We start from the raw sequence: 21,254 nt of genomic DNA, 5'->3' as shown, positions 1-21,254 counted from the left end.
TGGAAGGAGGCAGTCATCGCCCGCCCGGAAAGGTGGAAAACTCCCACCGAATGGCAGAGATTTCCGGCGGTCAGGTCCGCGGCTTCAGGTTCTCCGGATCGTAGAGCGGCTCGTAGCCGACGCCGGCGACCTTCACCGGATAGCGCTCGCCGAAATACTCGATCTCGAAATCGTTGCCTTTCACCGCCTTGTCGTGCGGCAGGTAGGCCAGCATGATCGTCTTGCCGATCGTGGGACCATAGGCCATCGAGGTGGTGAAGGAGCGGCGGCCCAGCGAATCGACCAGCGTCTCGCCGGTCGCCGGATCGAGGATCGGGCTGGTGCCGACCGGATAGCGCGCCACGCCCTTCGAATCGACATTGCTCTCGAGCGTCAGCGTGCAGAGCGTTGCCGGCTGGTGCGGCCGGGCACGGTGCTCGAGATGCTTCGCCTTGCCGCGGAAATCGGCCTCCTTGACCTTCGGACGTTGAAGATCAGCTTCCAACAGGTTGTATTCGGTCAGCAGGTCCGCGTTCTGCAGGCGCAGGCTCTTCTCCATGCGGCGCGAATTGGCATAGGTCTCGACGCCGAAGGCCATCACGCCGGTCGAGCGCAGCGCGTCCCAGACGGCAAGCCCGTCTTCGTAGCGCATGTGCAGTTCCCAGCCCTGCTCGCCGACATAGGAGATGCGGAAGGCGGTGACGTCCTTGCCGCCGATCCGGATCGGCTTGATCGCGGCGAAGGCGAAATTCTCCGGGTCGAGGCCGGCCGGGTTCTCGACCACCTTCTTCAGCGTCGCGCGCGCGTTGGGTCCCCAGATGCCGATGGTGACGTATTTCTCCGACACGTCGGTGATCGTCACGTCCAGGCCGCGATCCTCGGCGATGCGGCGCATGTAGTGGAAGTCGCGCGGACCGGCGTCGGCGCCGTTCACCAGCCGGCAGCGGTCGGCCATTCGGAAGACGGTGAAATCGGCGCGCACCATGCCCTCGTCGTCGAGGAAGTGCGTGTAGATGCCCTTGCCGACGTTGGCGTCGCCGCCGATCTTTGCCGCGCACAACCATTCGAGCAGTTCGACGTGGTCGGGTCCTTCGATGTCGACCATGTGGAAATGCGACAGGTTGACGATGCCGCAATCCTCGCTCATCGCGAGGTGCTCGGCGTTGGAGACGCGCCAGAAGTGCCGGTTGTCCCACTCGTTCTCGCGGACGGGAACGCGGTTGCCGTATTTTTCCAGCAGATGCTCGTTGGCCGCGTAGCCGTGTGCCCGCTCCCAGCCCCCGAGTTCCATGAAATAGCCGCCGAGTTCCTTCTCGCGCTCGTAGAAGGGCGAGCGCTTGATGTTGCGGCCCGTCGCATAGGGCTCGCGCGGGTGAACCGCCGGGTTGTAGACCTTCTGCGCCGCCTCGCCGCAGCGGCCGGCGATGAAGTCCTCCTTCAGCTGATGCGGATAATAGCGCGAATAGTCGATCTTGTTGTGGTCGATCTCGGTGCGCCCATCCGTCATCCAGTCGGCGACGAGCTTGGCCATGCCCGGCGCGTCCTTGACCCAGATGGCCACCGCATACCAGAGCCCCCTCACCTTCTGGCTCTCGCCGATCGACGGGCCGCCGTCGGCCGTGACCTGTAGCAGGCCGTTGAACGAGCGGCGCTCGTCATAGCCGAGTTCGCCCAGGATCGGCGTCAGTTCGATGGCGCGCTCCAGCGGCGCGATGATCTGCTCCATGTCGAGGTCGCGCTGCGAGGGCGACAACCGCGCCTGGTCCTTCTCCAGCAGCTCGCGCGGGTGGACAAGGCGCGGATTGTGCTCCTCGTAATAGCCCCATTCGATCATGCCGCCCTCGGCGGTCACCGGATCGCCGGTATCGCGCATATAGGCGGAGTTGCCCTGATCGCGCAGCAGCGGGAAGCCGATCTCCTTGCCGGTGCCTGCGAACTCCGTATACGGACCGAAGAAGGTCAGCGGATGATCGATCGGCATCACCGGCAGGTCCTCGCCCGCCATTTCCGCGATCAGCCGCCCCCACAAGCCGGTGCAGACGACGACATAGTCGGCCATGATCATGCCGCGGTCGGTGACGACACCCTTGATGCGCCCATCCTCGATCACGAGCGATTTCGCCGGCGTATTGGCAAACGCCTTCAGCTTGCCGGACTTCTCCCCCATGTCGACCAGCTTGTGCGCGACGGTCTGCGAGCGCGGGATGACAAGGCCGGCGTCGGGGTCCCACAGGCCGCCCTGCACAACGCTCTCCTCGATAAGCGGGAACTTTTCCTTGATCTCGGCCGGCTCGACCAGCCGCGCCCGCGTGCCGAACGCCTTGGCCGAGGCGATCTTGCGCCTGATCTCGTCCATGCGCGCATCGTCGCCGACGCGCGCGACCTCCAGTCCGCCGATCCGCTCGTAGTGGCCAAGCTTCTCGTAGAAATCGATCGAATAGAGCGAGGTCCAGCACGAGAGAAAATCGTGGCTGGTCATGTAGCAGAAGTCCGACGCGTGCGCGGTCGAGCCGATGTCGGTGGGGATGCCCGACTTGTCGATGCCGACGATGTCGTCCCAGCCGCGCTCGATCAGGTGATGCGCGACCGACGCACCGACGATGCCGCCGAGACCGATGATGACGACCTTCGCCTTGGTCGGAAACCCTGCCATGGGATTGCTGCTCCGAAATGGAATTTTCGCGGCAGACTATAGAGCGGCCGGACGGGAGTGCAGCCTGTTTGCGACATCGTCGAAACGCGGCGCGACCACCGGCAAATACTGGCGATCAGCGAAGCTCCTGCCGGTCATCATGTGACCACTGTCCGGATGGCGACATGAAGATCCAAGACATGCCTACAGACCCGTCAGCGCGCCTCGAACCGCGGCTTCCACGCGGCGGCGAGCACCAGCGCCATGCCGGAGATGAAGACGAAGTAGAACCGGTCGTCGGGCAGCGGGAAGGAGGCGAACTTGCCAAGCGTGCCGATGGCCAGCGCAAATGCCAGCGCATTGGCACGACCGCCCTGCATCCTGCCGTATTTGTTGAGCAGCGCCCAGGCGGCCGTCATCAGCGCCAGCAGCGCCGGCCAGTCGTTGTTCTGCAGCGACACGACCACGCCCCGCGCATAACCCTTGGCAAAGGCGACCAGCGAGAAATCCGGATGGAAGTTGGCCATCGAGTTCTGGATCTGGACGCAGGAGAAGTAGAAATGCGCCCACCAGCCAGGATGCTCGCCATATTTCGAGACCACGCTGATCGCGATCATCGACGCGACGAAGGTGACCGCCATCGGCAGCCAACGCCAGGAGAACAGCACGGCCGCGATCAGCAGCGCGAAGATCAGGATGATGTTGTCGGGCCGCACGAATACAGAAGCGAACAGGAGCACCCCGGCCAGCCCGTCGCGTCCCCGCCACAGGCAATAGAGTGCCGCGGCCGACACCAGCGCGAGCAGCATGTCGGGCGTCACCGCCGTCGTCATGCGCGAATAGTCCGCGATCAGCAACATCGGCACCAGAATGAAGGCCGCCTGCAACGCGTTCTCGCGCCACAGCCACCACAGGCCGATCAGGCCGAAGCCGATGCTGGGCAGCACGCTCAGCAGGATCGATGCGTTGACGAGGCCGGCCACAGGCTCCAGAGCGCGCAACAGCCAGACATAGGCGACTTTCACGCGATACATCGACAGCTGCGACTGGAAGTCTGCCGGGTTTTCCCACTGATTCAGGTTGTAGGGGTTGGACTGCTTTAGCTTGAACTGCTGCTCTGGCGACGAGCCGGCGTCGATCTGCGCCCAGGTTTCCCGGTGCAGTTCCTGCGCGTCCTGGACGCGGTTTTCCAGCGCGGTCGCCACATAGGCGACCATGTCCCAATTGTAGTCTGGCTTGAACGTCGCATAGGCGGCGATCGCGGCGACCGACAGCACCATGAAGAGCGCGGCGAGCCGGTCGAGCAATCCTCGACGCGACGCCGTCCGCACAACGGTTTCGCCCAGCCCCGTCCGCAACGCCCAGCCGATCAGCGTCCCCTGCTGCGCCCCTTGCATGCCCTTCGCTCCCCTGCCCCTACCCGTGACCCGATCGCCCCCGATCAGGTCACCTGGCTCTTCACGAAATCCTTCACGATCGAGATGATGCCGCGGCCGAGCAGCTTGTCGAGCGCATCGACGAAGATGTCGACATGCTCGCGCTGGCAGATCAGCGGCGGCTCCAGCCTGATGACGTTACGGTTGTATTCGGTGAAGGCTACGAGGCAGTCATAGTCGCGCAGCAGAAGCGCGCCGACGAAGCCGGACAGCGAGCCCTTCAGCTTGTCGTCGAGCATGCCGACCACCGGCCGCAGCACCATCGGCAGCGTCTGCGAGAAGTCCTGGAACTCCAGGCCGACCATCAGACCACGGCCGCGCACGTCCTTGATGATCTGCGGATACTTGGCCTTCAGCGCGTTGAGGCGGTCGAGCAGGTAGTCGCCGACATCCGCCGCATTGTCGATCAGGCCCTCGTCGTAGAGCACGTTCAGTGCTTCGATCGAAGTGGCGCAGGCCTCGCCCATGCCGCCGAAGGTGGCCGGCGCATGGATCATCGCCGTCTTGGGCGTGCCGTAGGCCTTCATGAAGATGTCGCGCTTGGCGATCATTGCGCCCATCGCCGTCTTGCCGCCGCCCAGCGACTTTGCCAGCGCCGTGATGTCCGGCACGACATTGTAGTGCTCGAAGGCGTAGAAGCGTCCGGTGCGGCCATAACCGCACTGCACTTCGTCCGCGACCCAGATCACGCCATACTGGTCGCAGAGCGCGCGCAGCTTGGTCCAGAACTCGGGCGCCGCCTGGACGATGCCGCCGCCGCCCTGGATCGTCTCCAGCACGATGACGCCGATCTCCGGATCGGACTTGAACGCGTTCTCGATCGCGTCGATGTCGCCGAACGGCACCTTGACCGTATTGCCGGTCAGCTTGAATTCGCCGCGGTAGAGCTGGCCATCGGTGATGGCCAGCACACCCTTGGTCTTTCCGTGGAAGGAATTTTCCGCATAGACGATCTTGGGACGCTTCGGCCCGGCGGCGCGCTCGGCGAGCTTCACCGCCGCCTCCATCGCCTCGGATCCGGACGAACCGAGGAAGACCATGTCGAGATCGCCCGGCGAGCAGGCCGCGAGGTTGTGCGCAAAGGCCGCCTGGTACTGCGACATGAAGGCGATCGCGATCTCGTGCCGCTTCTCGTCCTGGAACTTCTTGCGGGCCTCGAGCAGGCGTGGATGGTTGTGGCCGAAGGCCAGCGAGCCGAAGCCGCCGAAGAAGTCGAGGATCTTCCGGCCGTTCTGGTCGATGTAATACATCCCCTCGGCTCGCTCGACCTTGATCTTGTGGAAGCCCAGCAGCTTCATGAAATGCAGCTGGCCCGGGTTCTGGTGCGCCTTGAACAGGTCCGTCATCCGGGCCACGTCCATGACCTTTGCTTCCTCCACCGAGATCAGCTTCGGCTTGCGGGTGGCGTTCGGCGTCAACGTCGGCGCATCGACAATCGCGCGGGTGTTCGTCGTCTCAGGCTTGGTCATCACGGTCATTGTCCGCCCCTTGATTCAATTCACTCGGCCGGCACGGAGTGCGCGGCTGCGACGGCCTTGCCGTCCTTCTTGGCCCTGTATTCGCGATAGGCTGCGATCAGCATGTCCTCGTCGCGGAACTGCGGCACCCAGCCGAGGTCGCGCTTGCCTTTCGACACGTCGAGCAGGCAGTCCTCGTCGGCGATCAGATATTGTTCCGGGTCCATGATCGGCATGTTCATGGCGTCGAGCAGGTCGAGCGTGCGCTTGACCGCCCAGCCCGGCGTCGGGATCAGGATCGACTTCGAGCCGGCATGCTTGATCAGGTCGCCGAGCAGCTTGCGCACCGAAGGCGGATTGAGCGAGCCGAGATTGTAGGCCTCGTTCGGCACCCCGGCCTTCCAGGCGGCGCGACAGGCTTCTGCGCAGTCGAACACCGAGATGAACTGGTACGGGTTCTTGCCCGAGCCGATCATCGGCACCGGCAGGTTCAGGTCGATCAGCTTGAACAGCTTCTCCAGGATGCCGAGGCGGCCGGGGCCGATGATGAGACGGGGGCGGAACAGCGAGATGTTCATGCCCTTGTCGCGCCACACGGCGGCAAGTTCCTCGGTCTTCAGCTTCGACAGGCCGTATTCACCGAGCGGGGCGACCGGATGGTCCTCCGTCATGGGATGGAACACGGTATGGCCGTAGATCATGTCGGTGGTGAAGTGCACCAGCTTCGGCGCACCGGCAGCGGCCATCGCTTCGATGATATTCTCTGTGCCGTGATAGTTCACCGGCCAGAAGAACTCGTGGCGCTTGGCCCGCACCTGGATCGGCGAGAGCATCTTGGCCGACAGGTTGTAGACCATGTCGTCCGGCTTGATGCCGACCGCGCGGACTTCGTCCGGCCTGGTCACGTCGCAGCGCACGAAGCGCACCTTGGCGTAGTGCGGCAGATCGCTCTTGACGATATCGGCGACGACGACCTCTTCGCCATCGGCCTGCAGCTTCGGAGCCAGATGACGACCGACGAAACCGTCGCCGCCGAAGATGATGTGTCTCATTGGGTAAGCTCGCTGGACTGGACAGATTTGGGAGTCGACGGATCGGAGGTCTCGGCGTGGCCACTGCCGCCCTGGGCGATCAGTATCGTGCCGACGCAGATCGCCGCGATGCCGGCGATACGGAAGCCGTTGAGATCCTCGCGGAAGACGAAGTAGGCAAACACGGCGACGGCCACGTAAGCCAGGCTGAGGAACGGATAGGCGAACGACAGCTCGACCTTCGACAGTACATAGAGATGCGACGCCATCGAGATGACGAAGGTGCACAGGCCGAAGAAGACCCAGGGGCTGAACACGATCTGCAGGATCTTGATCACCGGGTTGGTGCCGGCGAATGAAATATCGCCCAGCGACATCATGCCCTGCTTCAGCATGAGCTGCGCCGCGGCGTTGGTCATCACCGTGAACAAGATGAAGCCTATGTATTTCATACGAATTCCTCGTCCTTACGCCAGACGTACCACACAGATGGAAACGAACTGGTGAACGACCCTTTCAAATTTTATCCAATGTGCCGGAATAACACGTAAGTCCCGTTATGGCACAGACATCCGCGCTACCCGAGCCTACTCCGCCGCTGACGCAAGGCTGGTGCCAGACGCGGAGAGAGCCAATGCGGTGCGGCGCCAGAAGTCCGAGACGAACGCCGGATCGCGCAACGCCTCGAATTCGCGCCAGCGCGGGAAGGACGCCGCGAACGTCGCTGTTCCCATCCGCGCATCCTTGTAAGGATTGATCGCGCCGCCCGCCTCGACTGTGATCCGATCGAGCTGGTCGAGCAGCGCGCGCGTCGACTTGCCCCGGTTCGGGAAATCGAGCGTCAGCGTGTAGCCCGGCCGCGGGAAGGACAGCATGCCCGGCGACGGCAGGTCGCCGAACCGCTTCAGGACGGTGAGGAACGAGCCCTGCCCCGCCTTGCGCGCGGCGTCGAACAGCGCCGGAATCGCCTCGCGCGCCGTCGCGAATGGCACCACGCTCTGGTGCTGGAACAGGCCGCTTGGCCCGTACAGCCGGTTCCAGTCGCGCACGCCGTCGAGCGGGAAGAAAAAGCCCTGGTATCCCGACACCGCGACGTCGCGGCGGCGGCCCTTGGCCAGCCGGTACGCCATGTTGAACGCCTTGAGGAACGGCCGGTTGAGCATGTTGAGCGGCGGCTGGAACGGCACGGCGAGCTTGCCGCCGGGCGGCAGGGCCTGACGCACCCCCCCCTCGGCATGGTTGCCGGTGAGCAGTAAGCCCCTGCCCGCGCCGCGACCGCCGGCAAGCTGGTCGATCCAGGCGACGGCATATTCGTTCTTCGCATCGGCCTCTTCGGCCATGGCGAAGAATTCGTCCAGACTGCCGAACGGCTCGATCTTCTCGGCGACGTCCAGCGACGGCACCGGCATCAGCCGGATCGCTGCGCGCAGGATCATGCCGGTCATTCCCATGCCGCCCACTGTGGCGGCGAACAGCGGCGTGTTGTCCTGCGGGCTCAACCGGCGCACCTGGCCGTCGGATTGCATCAGGTCGAGCCAGAGCACATGCCGGCCGAACGTGCCGCGGCGGTGATGGTTCTTGCCGTGCACGTCGTTGGCGATCGCGCCGCCGAGCGTGATGAACTGGGTTCCTGGAACGACCGGCGGGAAGAAGCCGTGCGGCGCGCCGGTTGCGATGATCTCCGGCAAGAGGATGCCCGCCTCGGCCTCCAGGATACCGGTCTCGGTGTCAAAGGTGACGAGACGGTTCATCGAGCGCATGTCGACGATCGTGCCCGACGAATTGAGGCAGGAATCGCCGTAGGAACGCATATTGCCGACGGCCAGCATCGCGCCGGCCCTCTGGCGACCGTCCCGCAGCCGGCGAGCGGCCTCCGACGGCTCCATCAGGGCGCTTGCGGCAGGAAAGACCCGGCCGAAGGATTGGTGCTTCGCGGTCACTTGATCAGGACCGCGGCGAAGAGCAGCACGGCGCCGAAGGCGGCGACGAGCTGGCTTCGCCAGTCGCGGATGATGAAGACGATCGGATCGTCGTGCATCTCGTCGCGGCGCGCGAGGATCCAGATGCGCATCGTCATGTAGAGCACGATCGGCGCCAGCGGCCAGATCAGCGCCGGCTCCGTGTATTGTTCGCGGACGGCCGCGCTGTCGATGTAGAGCGCGAGAACGAGCGCGGACGAGAAAGCCGACGCCATGCCGGCCTGCGCCACGATATCCTGATCCTCCGACCTGTAGCCGCGGCCGGCGATGCGCTCGCCCGGCTTGATCACGGTCGTGCGCAGCTCGACATAGCGCTTCACCAGCGCCAGCGACAGGAAGAAGAAGATGGAGAAGGCCAGCAGCCAGAACGACACGTCGGTGCCGGTCGCCGCAGCGCCCGCCAGGATGCGCATCGTGTAGAGGCCGGCAAGCGTCATCACGTCGATCAGGAGCATGCGCTTGAGCGACAGCGAATAGGCCGTGGTGGCCACGAGATAGCCGGCGAGTACCGCGCCGAATTCCCAAGGCAGGAACAGCGCCGTGCCAACGCTGATCAGCAGCAGCACGGCCGCGCAGGCCAGACCGAAGGGCATCGACAGGAGCCCGCTCGCGAACGGCCGGTTGCGCTTCGTCGCATGGCGGCGATCGAGCGCGAGGTCGAAGAAGTCGTTGACGATGTAGATCGCCGACGCCGCCGACGAGAACGACACGAAGGCGATCGCGCAGGCGAGCAGCATGCTCGGATTGAAGTATTCGTGGCTCAGCACCATCGGAACGGCGATCAGCACATTCTTCAGCCACTGATGCGCACGCAGCATCTTGATGATGGTCTTCGCCGACGCCTTTGGCGTCTCGATCAGTTCGCCGCCGTTGCGGCGGTGCCAGCTTGCCGCCGCGCGGTCGGGCGCCACGATCAGGGCGGTCCTGGCCCGGTCGAATACGGCGAGGTCGTGCCTGCTGTTGCCGGCATAGTCGAAGCCGCCGTCACCGAAGGCATCTTCCAGGGCGGCGCATTTGCGCTTCGAGGTGAGGTTGCCGAGTCGGTCTGTCGCCAGGACCAGGTCAAACAGGCCGAGATGGTTGGCGATCGCGTCGGCGAACTTGCGTGGTGTACCGGTCGCGAGCACGAGCCGGCGGCCGGCGGCATGCTCCTCGCGCAGGCGGGCGAGCACTTCGGGGCGGTATGGCAGGGAAGCAGGATCGATATCGATCCGCTCGGCGATCTCGCATTTGAGACGCGCCGGTCCGCCCGACAGCGCCCAATAGATCGCCGCGAACAGATAGAGCGGGTTCTTGCGGATGAGCAGGAACAGACCTTCCCACAGAAGGTCGGTCGCAATCAGCGTGCCGTCAAGGTCGACGGCGAGCGGTATCGCCGTGTTGTCCGTCCTGGCATCCATGATCGGTTTACCCTGCATCCCTGTCCGCGTGCGTCCTTCGCGCGGTTGACCGGACCATAGCCGGGGCACGCTACGGAAAGCTGAATCGGGCCGGCCGTGAAAAGGCCGTGCGGATCGGAATTCGAGATTACTCTTAACGGAGCCTTGCCGCAAAACATAAAAGGCCGGGCGAACGCCCGGCCTCCAGGGAGACCAAACCGGATCGGCCGATGCTTAGCGAACGCGCATCTTGCCGCCGGAGATTTCCACCTGCTCCGTACCGAGAAGCGTCTCACGCTCGCCCGAAAGCGAGACGAAGCAGCCGCTCGGGCAGAACTCGGCGCTCTCGCCGCCGGCCAGCGAAAGCTCCTGCTGGCTGCCGCCTTCGGTCACGACGACCGTGCGCGCCTCGCTGTCATTGTTCACGATGCTCGCGGCATTCCCCTGCGAGGTAAGCGCAACCAGCGCCGCGGTCATCACCAGAAACTTCTTCATTGCCTGAACCGGTGTTTCCACCGCCTTCTGCCCAATGCGAGGACGTTCTCGTCCTTTGCGAATGAGCTTATATGCAATCCAGCCTGAACGGCAACTGAACAGGCCATTCAGGTCTCGTCGTCGACATCGGCATTGAGGTCTGGAGATGGGGAACGTCGGCGCCGCCGCCACGAGGATGGCTTCGCGGCCACCTCCGCCGGTCGCGGACCTTCCTCCGCCGGTGCACTCAGCCCGTCCGGAGGCACGGTGGCACGGGCCAGGTCGTCCTGGCCGATGATCAGCGTGCGATGGGGATACGGAATCTCGACGGAGTGTTCCGCAAACGCCTCGAGAATGGCGAAACGGATTTCGTTTTGCACCTTCACGCCGTTCGTCACATCCGACAGGAACACTCTTATTTCGAAATCCAGGGAGGACTCTCCGAAGCGCAGGAACGCAACGGAAGGCTCCGGATTCCTGAGGACCATCGGGTGAGCGGACGCGATCTCCAACAGGAGCGCGTGCACCTTGCGCGCGTCCGAGCCGTAGGCGACGCCGATTCCGATCTCTATACGGCCAAGCTTGTTCCTGTGCGTCCAGTTGCCGACGGCAGCGTTGATCAGCTCCGAATTGGGCATGATCACCGTCTGGCGCTGGAACGTCTCGATCTCGGTCGCGCGCACGCTGATCTTCTTCACCGTTCCCTGGACCGCGCCCGCAACCACCCAGTCGCCGACCTTGAACGGCCGCTCGGCAAGCAGGATCAGGCCGGAGACGAAGTTCGAGACGACGTTCTGCAGACCGAAGCCGATGCCGAGCGACAGCGCGCCGGCGATGAGCGCGAGGTTCGACAGGTCAATGCCGGCGGCGGAGATGCCGATCAAGCCGGCGAGCGCCACGCCCGCATAGCCGACGGCCGTGCGGATCGAGTTACGCACGCCCGCATCGACGCGGCCGCGCGTCATGACGGAATCATCCAGCCAGCCCTGGAACCAGCGCGTGGCAAAGAAGCCGATCGCAAAGATCAGGATGCCGGTGAAGATGCCAATCAGCGAGAACGACACCGTGCCAACGCGGATTTCGGTGGCGATCGAATACGCCCAGGCGCGGATGTCGCCCCACTGGAAGCCCCATTGCAGCAGGATCAGCGGCAGGCCGACGAACAGGACGAAGATGTTGATGAGGATGCTGCTGGCGAGGCCGAGCTGGTCGAACGTCGCCTCCTCGATCCGCCACCTCTCGCCGAGCCGCCGGCCGAGCGCGGTTCCGGCGAAAGCGCCCTCCTCCGACAGTGCGCGTCCGCTGAGCACGCCGATATACATCATGGCGAGGATCGCACCGGTGACGACGATCTGCTGCGAGACGAACTTGGCCATTCCGATATAGCCGAGCAGCGCCGCCAGCACCGTCGCCGCGCCGACGATATAGAAGGCGATGCGCAGCACCATCGGCCAGGCCTTCGGCCTGCCCTCTGCGTCGGCGAAGGGCCTCACCGTCGCGATCAGGATGAGCAGGATGCCGACGATGACCGTGGCCAGCAGCGATTCTCCCACCGTGAGCGCGAGGGCCGCGCCGCGGATGCGGAAGATCTCGCTGAAAAGATAGTCGGCGCCGGTGGCGATCGACATCGCGGTGATCAGCCACACGAGCAGACGCGCCGGGCGCGGCTCGATCTCAAGCAGCCGCCAGTTCGGCAACTTCGGCGACAGGACGGCATGTGAAAGCCGGTTCACAAACAGGATCAGCGCCAGCACGATGAACAGCGCGCGCAGCATCGCGCCGATGTCGCCGCGCAGCACGTCGAAATAGTCGAAGAAGAACCAGGTGCTCAGGAAGAACACCGCGATCGCGGCCGAGCGCAGGAAGGTCGACCAGAACGCCACCGACAGGCGGCTGATATAGGGCGGGTCGGGGTCGGTCGGATCGGCATAGATCAGCCGGCCGAACAGGCGGCCGCCGCCGATCCTCAGCACCAGCGCGCCGGCCAGAGCGAACAACGCGGCCGTCAGCACCGAGGACAGCTTATACTGGACCACGAACTTCAGCCAGGACGACACGGTCATGTAGAGCCGCGACAGCTCGTCGGAGAAATCCTCGGCCACCTCGCCCAGCAGCGCGTAGTCGATCTCGTAGCGCTTCGACAGCGTGTTGGCGAAGAGGTCGCGCCGCATCTGCGAGACCTGTTCCATCAGCCGGTTCACCCGCAGCGAGGTCGCTTCCGCGTCGCCGATCAGCACGTTGATCTGGCTCTTCTCGCTCAGCAGCGCCTGTCGCTCGGTGGTGACCATCTCGGCTTCCGGCGGCTGCCCTTCCGCCGGCGGCGAACCCAGCGATTCGAGGCGGGCGTTGATTTCGCTGAGGCGCGGACGGAACGCGACACCGGCCTTCAGGATATCCTTGTTGAGCGCGTCGAGCTCCAGCCGAAGATCGGCGAGCCGCGCATCGTCATTCGCATTCGCCTCGATTCGCTTCTCGATCTCCTCGGCCTTGCGGCTCAGGTCCTGGATCACCGTCTGCTGTGTCGCGACGATTTCGGGCACCGGCCCCTGTGCCGACGACGGGGCGACAAGCGCCACGGCCATCAGCAGCGCAATCAGGAGAGCGGCCAGTTTGTGGAAGGGATCGGTGTTCAACGCGCTCGTGCCGTCGGATTCGTCCGCCCATCAATAGTGAGGCCAGCCGGACGCGGCAAGGCGTGAGGGCGGTCGCGTCGGCCTTTCGAAAAGCGATGGCGCTTTCCTCGCCTTCGTCGTCAAGACCGCTCTATACTGTGTCCTGGAATCTGCGAGGTGTCGGCATTCATGGCGGAATATTCGGTCTTTTCCCTGCTGCGGAATGCCTTTTCGGCGTCGCCCGACTGGAAGCCCGCCTGGCGCAAGCCGGATCCGAAGCCGGAATATGACGTGGTGATCGTCGGCGGCGGCGGGCACGGACTCTCGACCGCATACTATCTCGCCAAGGAGCACGGCATCACCAATGTCGCGGTGGTGGAGCGCGGCTGGCTTGGTCAGGGCAATATCGGCCGCAACACGACGATGATCCGGTCGAACTACCTCCTGCCCAAGAACCAGCATTTCTACGAACATTCGATGAAGCTGTGGGAGAACCTCTCTCACGAGCTCAACTACAACGTCATGTTCTCGCAGCGCGGCTGCCTCAACCTCGCCAACTCGCCGGGACAGCTCGACGATTTCGCCCGTCGCGGCAACGCCATGCGCCATGTCGGCATCGACGCCGAATTGATGACGCCGCTTGAGATCAAGTCGCTCGTGCCTGCGCTCGACCTCAACTTCGGCGGCCGCTTCCCGGTCTATGGCGGCCTGATGCAGCGCCGCGCCGGCACCGCCCGCCACGACGCCGTCGCCTGGGGTTATGCGCGGGGCGCCGATCGGCGCGGCGTCGACATGCTGGAGAACTGCGAGGTCACCGGCTTCCTGCGCGACGGCGACCGGATCATCGGCGTGCAGACGACGCGCGGCGAGATCCGCGCGAAGAAGGTCGCCGTCGCGGTAGCCGGCCATACCGGGCAATTGATGAAGATGGCGGGCGTCGACCGGCTGCCGATCGAGAGCCACGTGCTGCAGGCCTTTGTCTCGGAAGGGCTGAAGCCGTTCATGGACACGGTCGTCACTTTCGGTGCCGGCCATCTCTACGTCACCCAGTCCGACAAGGGCGGAATGGTCTTCGGCGGCGACATCGACGGCTACAACACCTACGCCCAGCGCGGCAATCTGCCGATCGTCGAAGACGTGATGAGCGAGCTTGCCGCGATGTTCCCGGGCCTGTCCCGCGTGCGCCTGCTGCGCTCCTGGGGCGGCATCATGGACATGTCGATGGACGGCTCGCCGATCATCACCGCCGGCCCGCTGCCCGGCATGTATCTCAACACCGGCTGGTGCTACGGCGGCTTCAAGGCGACGCCGGCATCGGGCTGGTGCTTTGCCTGGACCATCGCCCGCGACGAGCCGCATCCCTACAACGCAGCCTATACCCTTGACCGCTTCCACCGCGGCCTCGTCATCGACGAGAAGGGCCAGGGCTCCACGCCAAGGCTGCATTGAGATGTCGCTGCCATGCTGATCACCTGCCCCTATTGCGGCCCGCGCGACCTTTCCGAGTTCACCTACCAGGGTGATGCCAACCGCACGCGCCCCGATCTCGGCTCGACCGACCAGGCGGCGTGGAACGCCTACACCTATGACCGCGTCAACACGCTGGGCGACCATCAGGAGTTCTGGCAGCACTCCGGCGGCTGCCGCGCGCATCTGAAGGTTGTGCGCTCCACCCTCACCCACGCGATATCGTCCGTGACCTTCGCCCGCGACCACGGCGAAAAGAAATCCGTCGGCCGCCGCAAACCGGGAGGCGCGAAATGAGCCCGCGCCGCGCCAATGCGTCTGGCCGCATCGATCGTTCGCGCTCGATCCGCTTCTCCTTCGACGGCCGCATCCACACCGGGCATCCCGGCGACACGCTCGCCTCGGCGTTGATGGCCGATGGCGTGACCGTCTTCGGCCGCTCGTTCAAATATCACCGTCCGCGCGGCCTGCTCACCGCCGGCGTCGACGAGCCCAATGCGCTGGTGACACTGATCCGCGGCGACGTCCGCGAGCCGAACCTGCCGGCAACACAGGTCGAGATTTACGACGGCCTCGAAGCCGTCTCACAGAACCGCTTCCCGTCGCTCTCCTTCGACATCGGCGCGATCAACCAGCTTGGCGGCAGGCTGCTGGGCGCGGGCTTCTATTACAAGACCTTCATGGGTCCGGTGATCGGCCCGCTCAAGGGCACCCGCTTCTGGATGTTCTGCGAGCACTTCATCCGCCGCGCCGCGGGCCTCGGTCGCGCCGGGACAGCGAAGGATACAGCCCGCTACGAGCGCATGAACGCCTTCTGCGACGTGCTCGTCGTCGGCTCGGGGCCTGCGGGCCTGAAGGCCGCGCGCGACGCTGCGGGCGATGGCGGCCGCGTGATCCTGATCGAGACGGATGCGCTGCTGGGCGGCTCGGCACGCTGGTCGGGCCGCCGGATCGAAGGCACGGAGGCCGCCGGATGGGTCGAGGAGACCATATCGGGCCTCAGCGAACTGCCGAACGTCAGGCTCCTGCCGCGCACCACCGCCTGGGGCTATTACGACGGCAACACGATCGCGGCGACCGAACGCGTCACCGACCACAAGCGCGATACGGCGACGGGCGAACCGCGCCAGCGCCATTGGGTGATCCGCGCGAAGACGGTCGTGCTCGCGACCGGCGCCTTCGAACGGCCGATCGTGTTTCCCGGCAACGACCGGCCGGGTGTCATGCTCGCCTCCGCCGCCGCGCGCTTCGCCGCCGATTTCGGCGTGCTGCCCGGTGAGCGGATTGCGGTCTTCGCCAACAATGACAGCGCCTATGCCAACGCCGCGCTGCTGCGCGAGGCGGGTGCAGCGATCGTCGCGATCGTCGACGTGCGCGCGGCGATCTCGGACGAGGCGCGCCGTCTCGCCGCGGAGTGCGGCGGCGAACTGCTCATCGGTCACGCTGTTGTGGGCACCGAAGGTGGCAAGACGCTTTCGGGCTTCAAGGTCCAGCGCTTCGATGCGGCAAGCGGCACGCTCTCCGGCGATCCGCGCGTGATCTCCGCCGATCTTCTAGCGGTCTCCGGCGGCTGGTCGCCGGCGATCCATCTCGCCAGCCAGGCCGGCGCCGGCAAGGCCGAATGGGACGCGGCGCTGCAGGCCTTCCTGCCGCCGAAGCCGGCTCAGGACTGGACCGCCGTCGGCACTGCGGCCGGCGACTTCTCGGGCGGCTTCGGCCTCGACATAGCACCTGCTCCCGTCTTCGAGATCCGGGCGAGCGGCAAGGCCTTCGTCGACCTCCAGCACGACGTTACCGCCGACGACGTAAGGCTGGCCCACCGCGAGGGCTTCGTCGCCGTCGAGCACCTGAAGCGCTACACCACGCTCGGCATGGCAACCGACCAGGGAAAGACCTCCAACGTGCCCGGCCTCGCCATCATGGCCGAAGCCAGCGGCAAGCCGATCCCGGAGGTGGGCACGACACGCTTCCGCGCCCCGTTCTCGCCGGTTTCCATCGGCGCGATCGGCGCGGAGCGCATCGGCGACTTGAAGCCCGACCGGCTGACGCCCATGCATGACTGGCATGTCGAGCACGATGCGAAAATGTATCCAGCCGGCCTCTGGCACCGCCCCGCGGTCTATGGCGCACCCGGCGAAACGGTCGAGCAGGCTTACATTCGCGAGACCAAAGCCACGCGCTCCGCCGCCGGCATCGTCGACGTGTCGACGCTGGGCAAGATCATGGTGCAGGGACCCGACGCCACCGAATTCCTTGACCGCGTCTACACCAACCTGTTCTCCACCCTGCCGGTGAACAAGGCCCGCTACGGCCTGATGCTGCGCGAGGACGGTATCGCCTATGACGATGGCACGACCTGGCGGCTCTCCGAACACGATTTTCTCATGACCACGACGACCGCCAACGCCGGCAAGGTCATGCAGAACCTCGAATATTTCCTCGACGTCTACTGGCCAGACCTGAAGGTGACGCTGACCTCCGTGACCGATGAATGGGCGGGCGCCTCGATCGCCGGCCCACGCGCCCGCGACATTCTCGCTTCCGTCGTCACCGGCACCGAAGTCGACAACGAAACCCTGCCCTTCATGGGCATCGTCCGCGGCGAGGTCGCGGGTATCCCGGTCATGATCTGCCGCCTCTCCTTCTCCGGCGAACTGGCCTACGAGGTCTATTCCGGCGCCGGTCACGGCCGGGAGGTATGGGAGGCGCTGATCGAGGCCGGAAAGCCGTTCGGCATGGTGCCCTACGGGCTGGAAGCGCTCGGCGCCATGCGCATCGAGAAGGGCCATGTCACCGGCGCAGAGATCGACGGCCGTACCACCGCGCGCGACCTCTATCTCGACTGGATGCTGTCGAAGAAGAAGCCGTTCATCGGCTCCGCGATGATGGACCGCGAAGGCCTTTTGGACGAAAACCGCATCCGTCTCGTCGGCCTCGTCTCGCTCGACGGCCGGCCGCTCGCCGGCGGCGCGCATCTGGTCGAGTACAACGATCCCACCGTCCTGCGCGACTCGATCGGCCATATCACGGCCGTCTGCTTCTCGCCCTCGCTCGGCAAATATATCGGCCTGGCGCTGGTGAAAGGCGGCAAGTCCCGCCACGGCACCCGCGCCTATGTCTCCGATCCGCTCCGCAACCGCTTCGGCCCGGTCGAGATCGTGAGCCATCACATGTTCGATCCGGAAGGGAAACGCATGCATGGTTGAGCAGCTTTCCCCTCTCGGGTCCGCCTGGAAGCCCGGCCGGCACAACGTCGTGGCGGCCGCGCCGGGCGTGACGCTTTCCGAAACGAAGCCCGGCTCGATCGTGCAGGTTGCCGCCTGGCCGGGCGAGGAAAAGTCGGTGATCGACGCCATCCGCTCCGTCACTGGCCTGAAGCTGCCGGACGGCGCCGGGGGTGGCATCGCCACCGAGCACAAGGCCGCCTTCGGCTTTGCTCCTGGCAAGTTCCTGGTCGTGACGCAGATCGAAGGCATCGAGGCAGAGCTGCTGAAGGCCATCCCGGTCACGTTCGGCACGGTCACCGGCCTCTCGCACGGCCGCACCGCTCTGCGCGTCGCCGGCCCGAAGGCCGAATGGGTGCTGGCGAAACTCTACCCGATCGACTTCGCGCTCCCCGCCTTCCCGCTCCACGCCGGCCGCTCGACCACGCATCACGACGTCTTCACCCAGATCCAGCGCACCGGCGCCGACAGCTTCGACCTCTACGTCTTCCGCTCCTTCGCACGGTCGTTCTGGACGACGCTGGGCCATGCGGCGGAGGAGGTCGGGTACGAGGTGCGGTGACTGCGAGCCGCGGCTAAGGTCGGGACCCGGGTACGCGAACCGCAGGTTCGCTGGACTCGCCAACGATTGCGATTTGTTCAACTGAGCCGGAATAGACTCGTTCTTGCGGCGTTTGTTTCCTTGTGAAGCGCGCACTTGGCGCGTGCCACGTTCAAGGAGCACAACGATGAGAACGGTTATTTTGGCTGCCGCGATGGCACTCGCGGCGGGTACGGCTTTTGCTGCGCCGGTACAGACGGTCAGCACCGCGAAGGGCGACGTCCTGGCCGGCGAGAACGGGATGACGCTCTACACGTTCAAGAAGGACGAGAAGGGCAAGTCCAACTGCTACGACAAATGCGCCGCCAACTGGCCGCCCCTTGCCGCAACCGCCGAGGACAAGGCTGACGGCGCCTACAGCATCATCGATCGCACCGACGGAACCAAGCAGTGGGCGAAGGATGGCATGCCGCTCTATTATTGGGTGAAGGACGAGAAGAAGGGCGACATCACCGGTGACGGGGTCGCCGGGAACTGGGAACTCGCGAAGCCCTGAGAACACCTGCTCGGAGCTAACGAGGCGCGCCGCATCGCGACGCGTCTCACCCCCCGCTGATCGCCGTGAACACGAAGACCTCCGTTCCCGGCGGCAGTTTCGTGTCCAGCTTTGCCCGCTCGCCGTCCACGAACACGTTCATGTGTTTGCGGATCGCCGGCCGTGTGTCACGGATGCGGTCGGCCATGCCGGGCCAGCGGCGGTCGAGCTCGTCGATCATCTCGTCCACCGTCCGCGCCGACATCTCGACGCGCCGTGTCGAGCCGGGGAAGAGGTCGACCATCACGCCTTGAAGGCGCACCGTGACCGGATTGCCGGCAGAGCCTTCGCCCATCAGTCGATCACATAGGTCTCGACGGACGAGATGGTCGGCAGGTGGTCGGCGATTGCCGTCCAGCTCTCGCCCTCGTCGGCGCTGGCGTACAAGGTTCCCGAACCGGTTCCGAAATAGACGCCCGCCGGCTCCAGCCGGTCGGTCGCCATCGCCTGGCGCAGCACGCCGAAATAGGCGTTCTCCTGCGGCAGGCCCTCGCGCAGGTCCTGCCACGTCCGCCCGCCGTCTCGCGTGCGCCACACAGCCGCCTTCGCGTCGGGCACATAGCGCCCCTCCTCCGCCCCGTTGAGCGGGATCAGGAACAATGTGTCGGGATCGCGCGGATGCGCGCCGGCCGGGAAGCCGAAGCTCGACGGCAGGCCGTCCTCGATGCTCTCCCAGACGATGCCGCCATCCTCCGAGCGATACATGCCGCAATGGTTCTGCTGGTAGAGCCGGTCGCCGCCGCCCGGCGCCTTGACGAGATTGTGCACACACTGGCCGAATTCGGGATAGTTCTGTCCCTCGGGAAAGAAATCAGCCCGCGTGCCCTTGTTGCGCGGTTCCCAGGTTCTGCCGCCGTCCTCGGTGTAGAACACGCCGGCCGATGAGATGCCGATCCAGATCCGCTCCGGGTGATCCTGGTCGAGCACGATCGAATGCAGGATCAGCCCTGCCCCGCCAGGGTTCCATTCCGGCCGTGTCGGATGCTCCTGCAGCCCTTCGATATGTTCGAATGTCTCGCCGCCATCCGCACTGCGGAACAGTCCGGCCGGCTCGACGCCGGCGAACAGTTCGCCCTCGCGCGGCGCGATGCTCCAGACAGCGGCGACCGGGTCCTTGCCGGCCTCGTAGGCCAGCCCCTGGCTCGAATGCGTCCAGGTCTCGCCGAGGTCGCGCGTGGTCCAGACCGCCGGACCGAACCACGCATTGCCGCCCGCGCCATGCAGCGCGCCCGTTGCAGGATCGGCGATAAAATGATGGATCGGCCAGTGGTTGCAGTAGGGTCCGCGCAGGCTCCACTGCCTGCGCTCTTCGTCGCTCTCGGCGATGAAGGCGCCTTTCTTGGTACCGACCAGAACGAGCACGCGCGACATGACCGATCTCCTCCAGATCCACAGCGCCCGGACATTCTGCCTTATTCGAAGGCGCTGGACAATTATGTTGGTATCAACGTAATTGGGTCATGTCGACTGCAAGCCCAGCCCCTCCTGACATCTTCATGACACTGCACGTGCGCGACACATGCCTGTGCCTGCACGCACAGCGCGCGGCTCGGGTTCTCGCGCGACGCTTCGACGAGGCGCTGCGGCCGGCCAGTCTCACCAACGGTCAGTTCTCGATGCTGATGTCGATGAACCGGCCGGGACCGGTGCGCATGCGCGAGGTGGCCACCCTGCTCGGCATGGACCGCACGACGCTGACATCGGCGCTGAAGACGCTGGAGAAGCGCGGGCTGGTCACCACGCAGGCCGACCCGGACGATCGCCGCGGCCGCCTGCTCGCCTTGACCGACGCCGGACGGGATCGCCTTGCCGAGGCACTGCCAATCTGGGTCGAGACCCATCGCGAGGTCGAGACACTGCTGGAAGACCCTGCGCAACTGCGCGCCGGGCTGAATGCCCTGACGGCAGCGATGCGCTAGGGGCGTGCCGTCTACCGCTCGCGGGTCATCACCATTCCCGCGTGGTACAGGACGCCGTCGCGAAAATCGCCATCGGCGGTGAATCCGGTGTCGTCGACATATTCGATGTGGTCGCCGACGATCCAGTAGCGGCCCTGATATGCTTTTTCGCGGCTGCCGCGCGCCTCGACATAGCGCCCGTTCGGCAGAAGCTCGTGTCGGATGTTGCGATTGGCCGTGACCCACATACCCGCATAGGAGTGGGTGGCTTCGGTGGTTTTCTCCGCCTGCATGAGAATGCTTCCTGTACTGGCTTTGTCGACGTCGATCGTATCTGGAGTGGCAAGTGCCGCGACCGCGAACATCGCAGCCGCGACGGCTAATCCCGGCAGCAGCCGGAAGAGATCGGATCTATCCATTCATCGACCTCCGTGGAGCGCGCCTGCGGCGAAGGCTGGACAGCGCCCCGCGAACCACCGCCCAGGAAGGAGCAACGAACCGTCCGATGAATGCGTTTGAGGAAATCTGCTGCATGGGAGGCTCCTTCCGT

The 21,254-nt window shown here is 65.1% G+C and carries 18 protein-coding genes; 6 read left to right on the top strand and 12 right to left on the bottom strand.

Annotated elements, in window-relative coordinates:
• Positions 1 to 70: 70 nt before the first annotated feature.
• From B9Z03_RS16810 to B9Z03_RS16770, 9 genes are all read right to left on the bottom strand, one after another.
• Positions 71 to 2,632 carry a GcvT family protein gene (locus B9Z03_RS16810; RefSeq protein ID WP_085465259.1) on the bottom strand — a complete coding sequence of 854 codons (2,562 nt, stop codon included), beginning with the start codon at positions 2,630 to 2,632 and terminating at the stop codon, positions 71 to 73.
• A gap of 194 nt (positions 2,633 to 2,826) precedes the next feature.
• Positions 2,827 to 4,008, bottom strand: coding sequence for a hypothetical protein (locus tag B9Z03_RS16805; RefSeq protein WP_085465258.1), 1,182 nt, complete (start codon positions 4,006 to 4,008; stop codon positions 2,827 to 2,829).
• Between the two features lie 44 nt (positions 4,009 to 4,052).
• On the bottom strand, positions 4,053 to 5,516 hold the full coding sequence (locus B9Z03_RS16800) for an aspartate aminotransferase family protein (RefSeq protein WP_432417038.1): 1,464 nt from the start codon (positions 5,514 to 5,516) through the stop codon (positions 4,053 to 4,055).
• Between the two features lie 29 nt (positions 5,517 to 5,545).
• On the bottom strand, positions 5,546 to 6,556 hold the full coding sequence (locus B9Z03_RS16795) for an NAD-dependent epimerase/dehydratase family protein (RefSeq protein WP_085465256.1): 1,011 nt from the start codon (positions 6,554 to 6,556) through the stop codon (positions 5,546 to 5,548).
• Positions 6,553 to 6,987, bottom strand: coding sequence for an EamA family transporter (locus B9Z03_RS16790; protein WP_085465255.1), 435 nt, complete (start codon positions 6,985 to 6,987; stop codon positions 6,553 to 6,555). The genes B9Z03_RS16795 and B9Z03_RS16790 overlap by 4 nt, the downstream gene beginning before the upstream one ends.
• Positions 6,988 to 7,122: 135 nt before the next feature.
• On the bottom strand, positions 7,123 to 8,475 hold the full coding sequence (locus B9Z03_RS16785; RefSeq protein ID WP_432417005.1) for an FAD-binding oxidoreductase: 1,353 nt from the start codon (positions 8,473 to 8,475) through the stop codon (positions 7,123 to 7,125).
• Positions 8,472 to 9,914, bottom strand: a complete 1,443-nt coding sequence (locus B9Z03_RS16780) for a UbiA family prenyltransferase (RefSeq protein WP_085467710.1) — start codon at positions 9,912 to 9,914, stop codon at positions 8,472 to 8,474. Before B9Z03_RS16780 ends, B9Z03_RS16785 begins: the two co-directional genes overlap by 4 nt.
• A 213-nt stretch (positions 9,915 to 10,127) precedes the next feature.
• Positions 10,128 to 10,388 (bottom strand): hypothetical protein, encoded by a 261-nt coding sequence (locus tag B9Z03_RS16775; RefSeq protein WP_085465254.1) that lies wholly within the window; start codon positions 10,386 to 10,388, stop codon positions 10,128 to 10,130.
• Positions 10,389 to 10,495: 107 nt separating this feature from the next.
• Complete coding sequence (locus B9Z03_RS16770; RefSeq protein WP_244561768.1) at positions 10,496 to 13,000, bottom strand: mechanosensitive ion channel family protein; 2,505 nt, start codon at positions 12,998 to 13,000, stop codon at positions 10,496 to 10,498.
• A 168-nt stretch (positions 13,001 to 13,168) separates the two neighbouring features.
• Between B9Z03_RS16770 and B9Z03_RS16765 the strand changes: the two genes are divergently transcribed.
• The 5 genes from B9Z03_RS16765 (at position 13,169) to B9Z03_RS16745 (ending at position 18,767) form a co-directional block, all read left to right on the top strand.
• The gene (locus B9Z03_RS16765; protein WP_085465253.1) at positions 13,169 to 14,428 is read left to right on the top strand and encodes a sarcosine oxidase subunit beta family protein; all 1,260 of its coding nucleotides are present in this window, start codon (positions 13,169 to 13,171) and stop codon (positions 14,426 to 14,428) included.
• A gap of 12 nt (positions 14,429 to 14,440) precedes the next feature.
• On the top strand, positions 14,441 to 14,743 hold the full coding sequence (locus B9Z03_RS16760; RefSeq protein WP_085465252.1) for a sarcosine oxidase subunit delta: 303 nt from the start codon (positions 14,441 to 14,443) through the stop codon (positions 14,741 to 14,743).
• Positions 14,740 to 17,652 (top strand): 2Fe-2S iron-sulfur cluster-binding protein, encoded by a 2,913-nt coding sequence (locus B9Z03_RS16755; protein WP_085465251.1) that lies wholly within the window; start codon positions 14,740 to 14,742, stop codon positions 17,650 to 17,652. The genes B9Z03_RS16760 and B9Z03_RS16755 overlap by 4 nt, the downstream gene beginning before the upstream one ends.
• A complete protein-coding gene (soxG, locus tag B9Z03_RS16750) occupies positions 17,645 to 18,232 on the top strand; it encodes a sarcosine oxidase subunit gamma family protein (protein ID WP_085465250.1) in 588 nt (195 codons plus the stop codon). Before B9Z03_RS16755 ends, soxG begins: the two co-directional genes overlap by 8 nt.
• Positions 18,233 to 18,398: 166 nt before the next feature.
• On the top strand, positions 18,399 to 18,767 hold the full coding sequence (locus tag B9Z03_RS16745) for a COG4315 family predicted lipoprotein (RefSeq protein WP_085465249.1): 369 nt from the start codon (positions 18,399 to 18,401) through the stop codon (positions 18,765 to 18,767).
• A 46-nt stretch (positions 18,768 to 18,813) separates the two neighbouring features.
• Here the strand turns inward: B9Z03_RS16745 and B9Z03_RS16740 are convergent, their stop codons facing one another.
• Entirely contained in the window at positions 18,814 to 19,101 is a 288-nt protein-coding gene (locus B9Z03_RS16740; RefSeq protein WP_085465248.1) for a MoaD/ThiS family protein, read from the bottom strand.
• Positions 19,101 to 20,177, bottom strand: a complete 1,077-nt coding sequence (locus B9Z03_RS16735) for a WD40/YVTN/BNR-like repeat-containing protein (protein WP_085465247.1) — start codon at positions 20,175 to 20,177, stop codon at positions 19,101 to 19,103. Before B9Z03_RS16735 ends, B9Z03_RS16740 begins: the two co-directional genes overlap by 1 nt.
• A 125-nt stretch (positions 20,178 to 20,302) precedes the next feature.
• Between B9Z03_RS16735 and B9Z03_RS16730 the strand changes: the two genes are divergently transcribed.
• Positions 20,303 to 20,725 carry a MarR family winged helix-turn-helix transcriptional regulator gene (locus B9Z03_RS16730; protein ID WP_244561767.1) on the top strand — a complete coding sequence of 141 codons (423 nt, stop codon included), beginning with the start codon at positions 20,303 to 20,305 and terminating at the stop codon, positions 20,723 to 20,725.
• Positions 20,726 to 20,736: 11 nt separating this feature from the next.
• On the opposite strand, the gene B9Z03_RS16725 is transcribed toward B9Z03_RS16730, so the two are convergent.
• Positions 20,737 to 20,997 (bottom strand): Atu4866 domain-containing protein, encoded by a 261-nt coding sequence (locus B9Z03_RS16725; protein WP_085467708.1) that lies wholly within the window; start codon positions 20,995 to 20,997, stop codon positions 20,737 to 20,739.
• Between the last annotated feature and the right edge of the window lie 257 nt (positions 20,998 to 21,254).

This window comes from Mesorhizobium australicum (genome assembly GCF_900177325.1).
Lineage (GTDB): Bacteria > Pseudomonadota > Alphaproteobacteria > Rhizobiales > Rhizobiaceae > Mesorhizobium_A > Mesorhizobium_A australicum_A.
The sequence above is the reverse complement of the archived record's forward strand: the minus strand, read 5'-3'. Positions and strand labels throughout refer to the sequence as shown.

What these genes read in the sequence shown, in the direction of transcription:
- B9Z03_RS16780 (WP_085467710.1), bottom strand. Translation starts at nt 9,914, where the DNA reads ATGGATGCCAGGACGGACAACACGGCGATACCGCTCGCCGTCGACCTT.
- B9Z03_RS16805 (WP_085465258.1), bottom strand. Translation starts at nt 4,008, where the DNA reads ATGCAAGGGGCGCAGCAGGGGACGCTGATCGGCTGGGCGTTGCGGACG.
- B9Z03_RS16790 (WP_085465255.1), bottom strand. Translation starts at nt 6,987, where the DNA reads ATGAAATACATAGGCTTCATCTTGTTCACGGTGATGACCAACGCCGCG.
- B9Z03_RS16760 (WP_085465252.1), top strand. Translation starts at nt 14,441, where the DNA reads ATGCTGATCACCTGCCCCTATTGCGGCCCGCGCGACCTTTCCGAGTTC.
- soxG (WP_085465250.1), top strand. Translation starts at nt 17,645, where the DNA reads ATGGTTGAGCAGCTTTCCCCTCTCGGGTCCGCCTGGAAGCCCGGCCGG.
- B9Z03_RS16735 (WP_085465247.1), bottom strand. Translation starts at nt 20,177, where the DNA reads ATGTCGCGCGTGCTCGTTCTGGTCGGTACCAAGAAAGGCGCCTTCATC.
- B9Z03_RS16745 (WP_085465249.1), top strand. Translation starts at nt 18,399, where the DNA reads ATGAGAACGGTTATTTTGGCTGCCGCGATGGCACTCGCGGCGGGTACG.
- B9Z03_RS16810 (WP_085465259.1), bottom strand. Translation starts at nt 2,632, where the DNA reads ATGGCAGGGTTTCCGACCAAGGCGAAGGTCGTCATCATCGGTCTCGGC.
- B9Z03_RS16775 (WP_085465254.1), bottom strand. Translation starts at nt 10,388, where the DNA reads ATGAAGAAGTTTCTGGTGATGACCGCGGCGCTGGTTGCGCTTACCTCG.
- B9Z03_RS16795 (WP_085465256.1), bottom strand. Translation starts at nt 6,556, where the DNA reads ATGAGACACATCATCTTCGGCGGCGACGGTTTCGTCGGTCGTCATCTG.
- B9Z03_RS16755 (WP_085465251.1), top strand. Translation starts at nt 14,740, where the DNA reads ATGAGCCCGCGCCGCGCCAATGCGTCTGGCCGCATCGATCGTTCGCGC.
- B9Z03_RS16800 (WP_432417038.1), bottom strand. Translation starts at nt 5,516, where the DNA reads ATGACCAAGCCTGAGACGACGAACACCCGCGCGATTGTCGATGCGCCG.
- B9Z03_RS16740 (WP_085465248.1), bottom strand. Translation starts at nt 19,101, where the DNA reads ATGGGCGAAGGCTCTGCCGGCAATCCGGTCACGGTGCGCCTTCAAGGC.
- B9Z03_RS16725 (WP_085467708.1), bottom strand. Translation starts at nt 20,997, where the DNA reads ATGCAGGCGGAGAAAACCACCGAAGCCACCCACTCCTATGCGGGTATG.
- B9Z03_RS16765 (WP_085465253.1), top strand. Translation starts at nt 13,169, where the DNA reads ATGGCGGAATATTCGGTCTTTTCCCTGCTGCGGAATGCCTTTTCGGCG.
- B9Z03_RS16730 (WP_244561767.1), top strand. Translation starts at nt 20,303, where the DNA reads ATGACACTGCACGTGCGCGACACATGCCTGTGCCTGCACGCACAGCGC.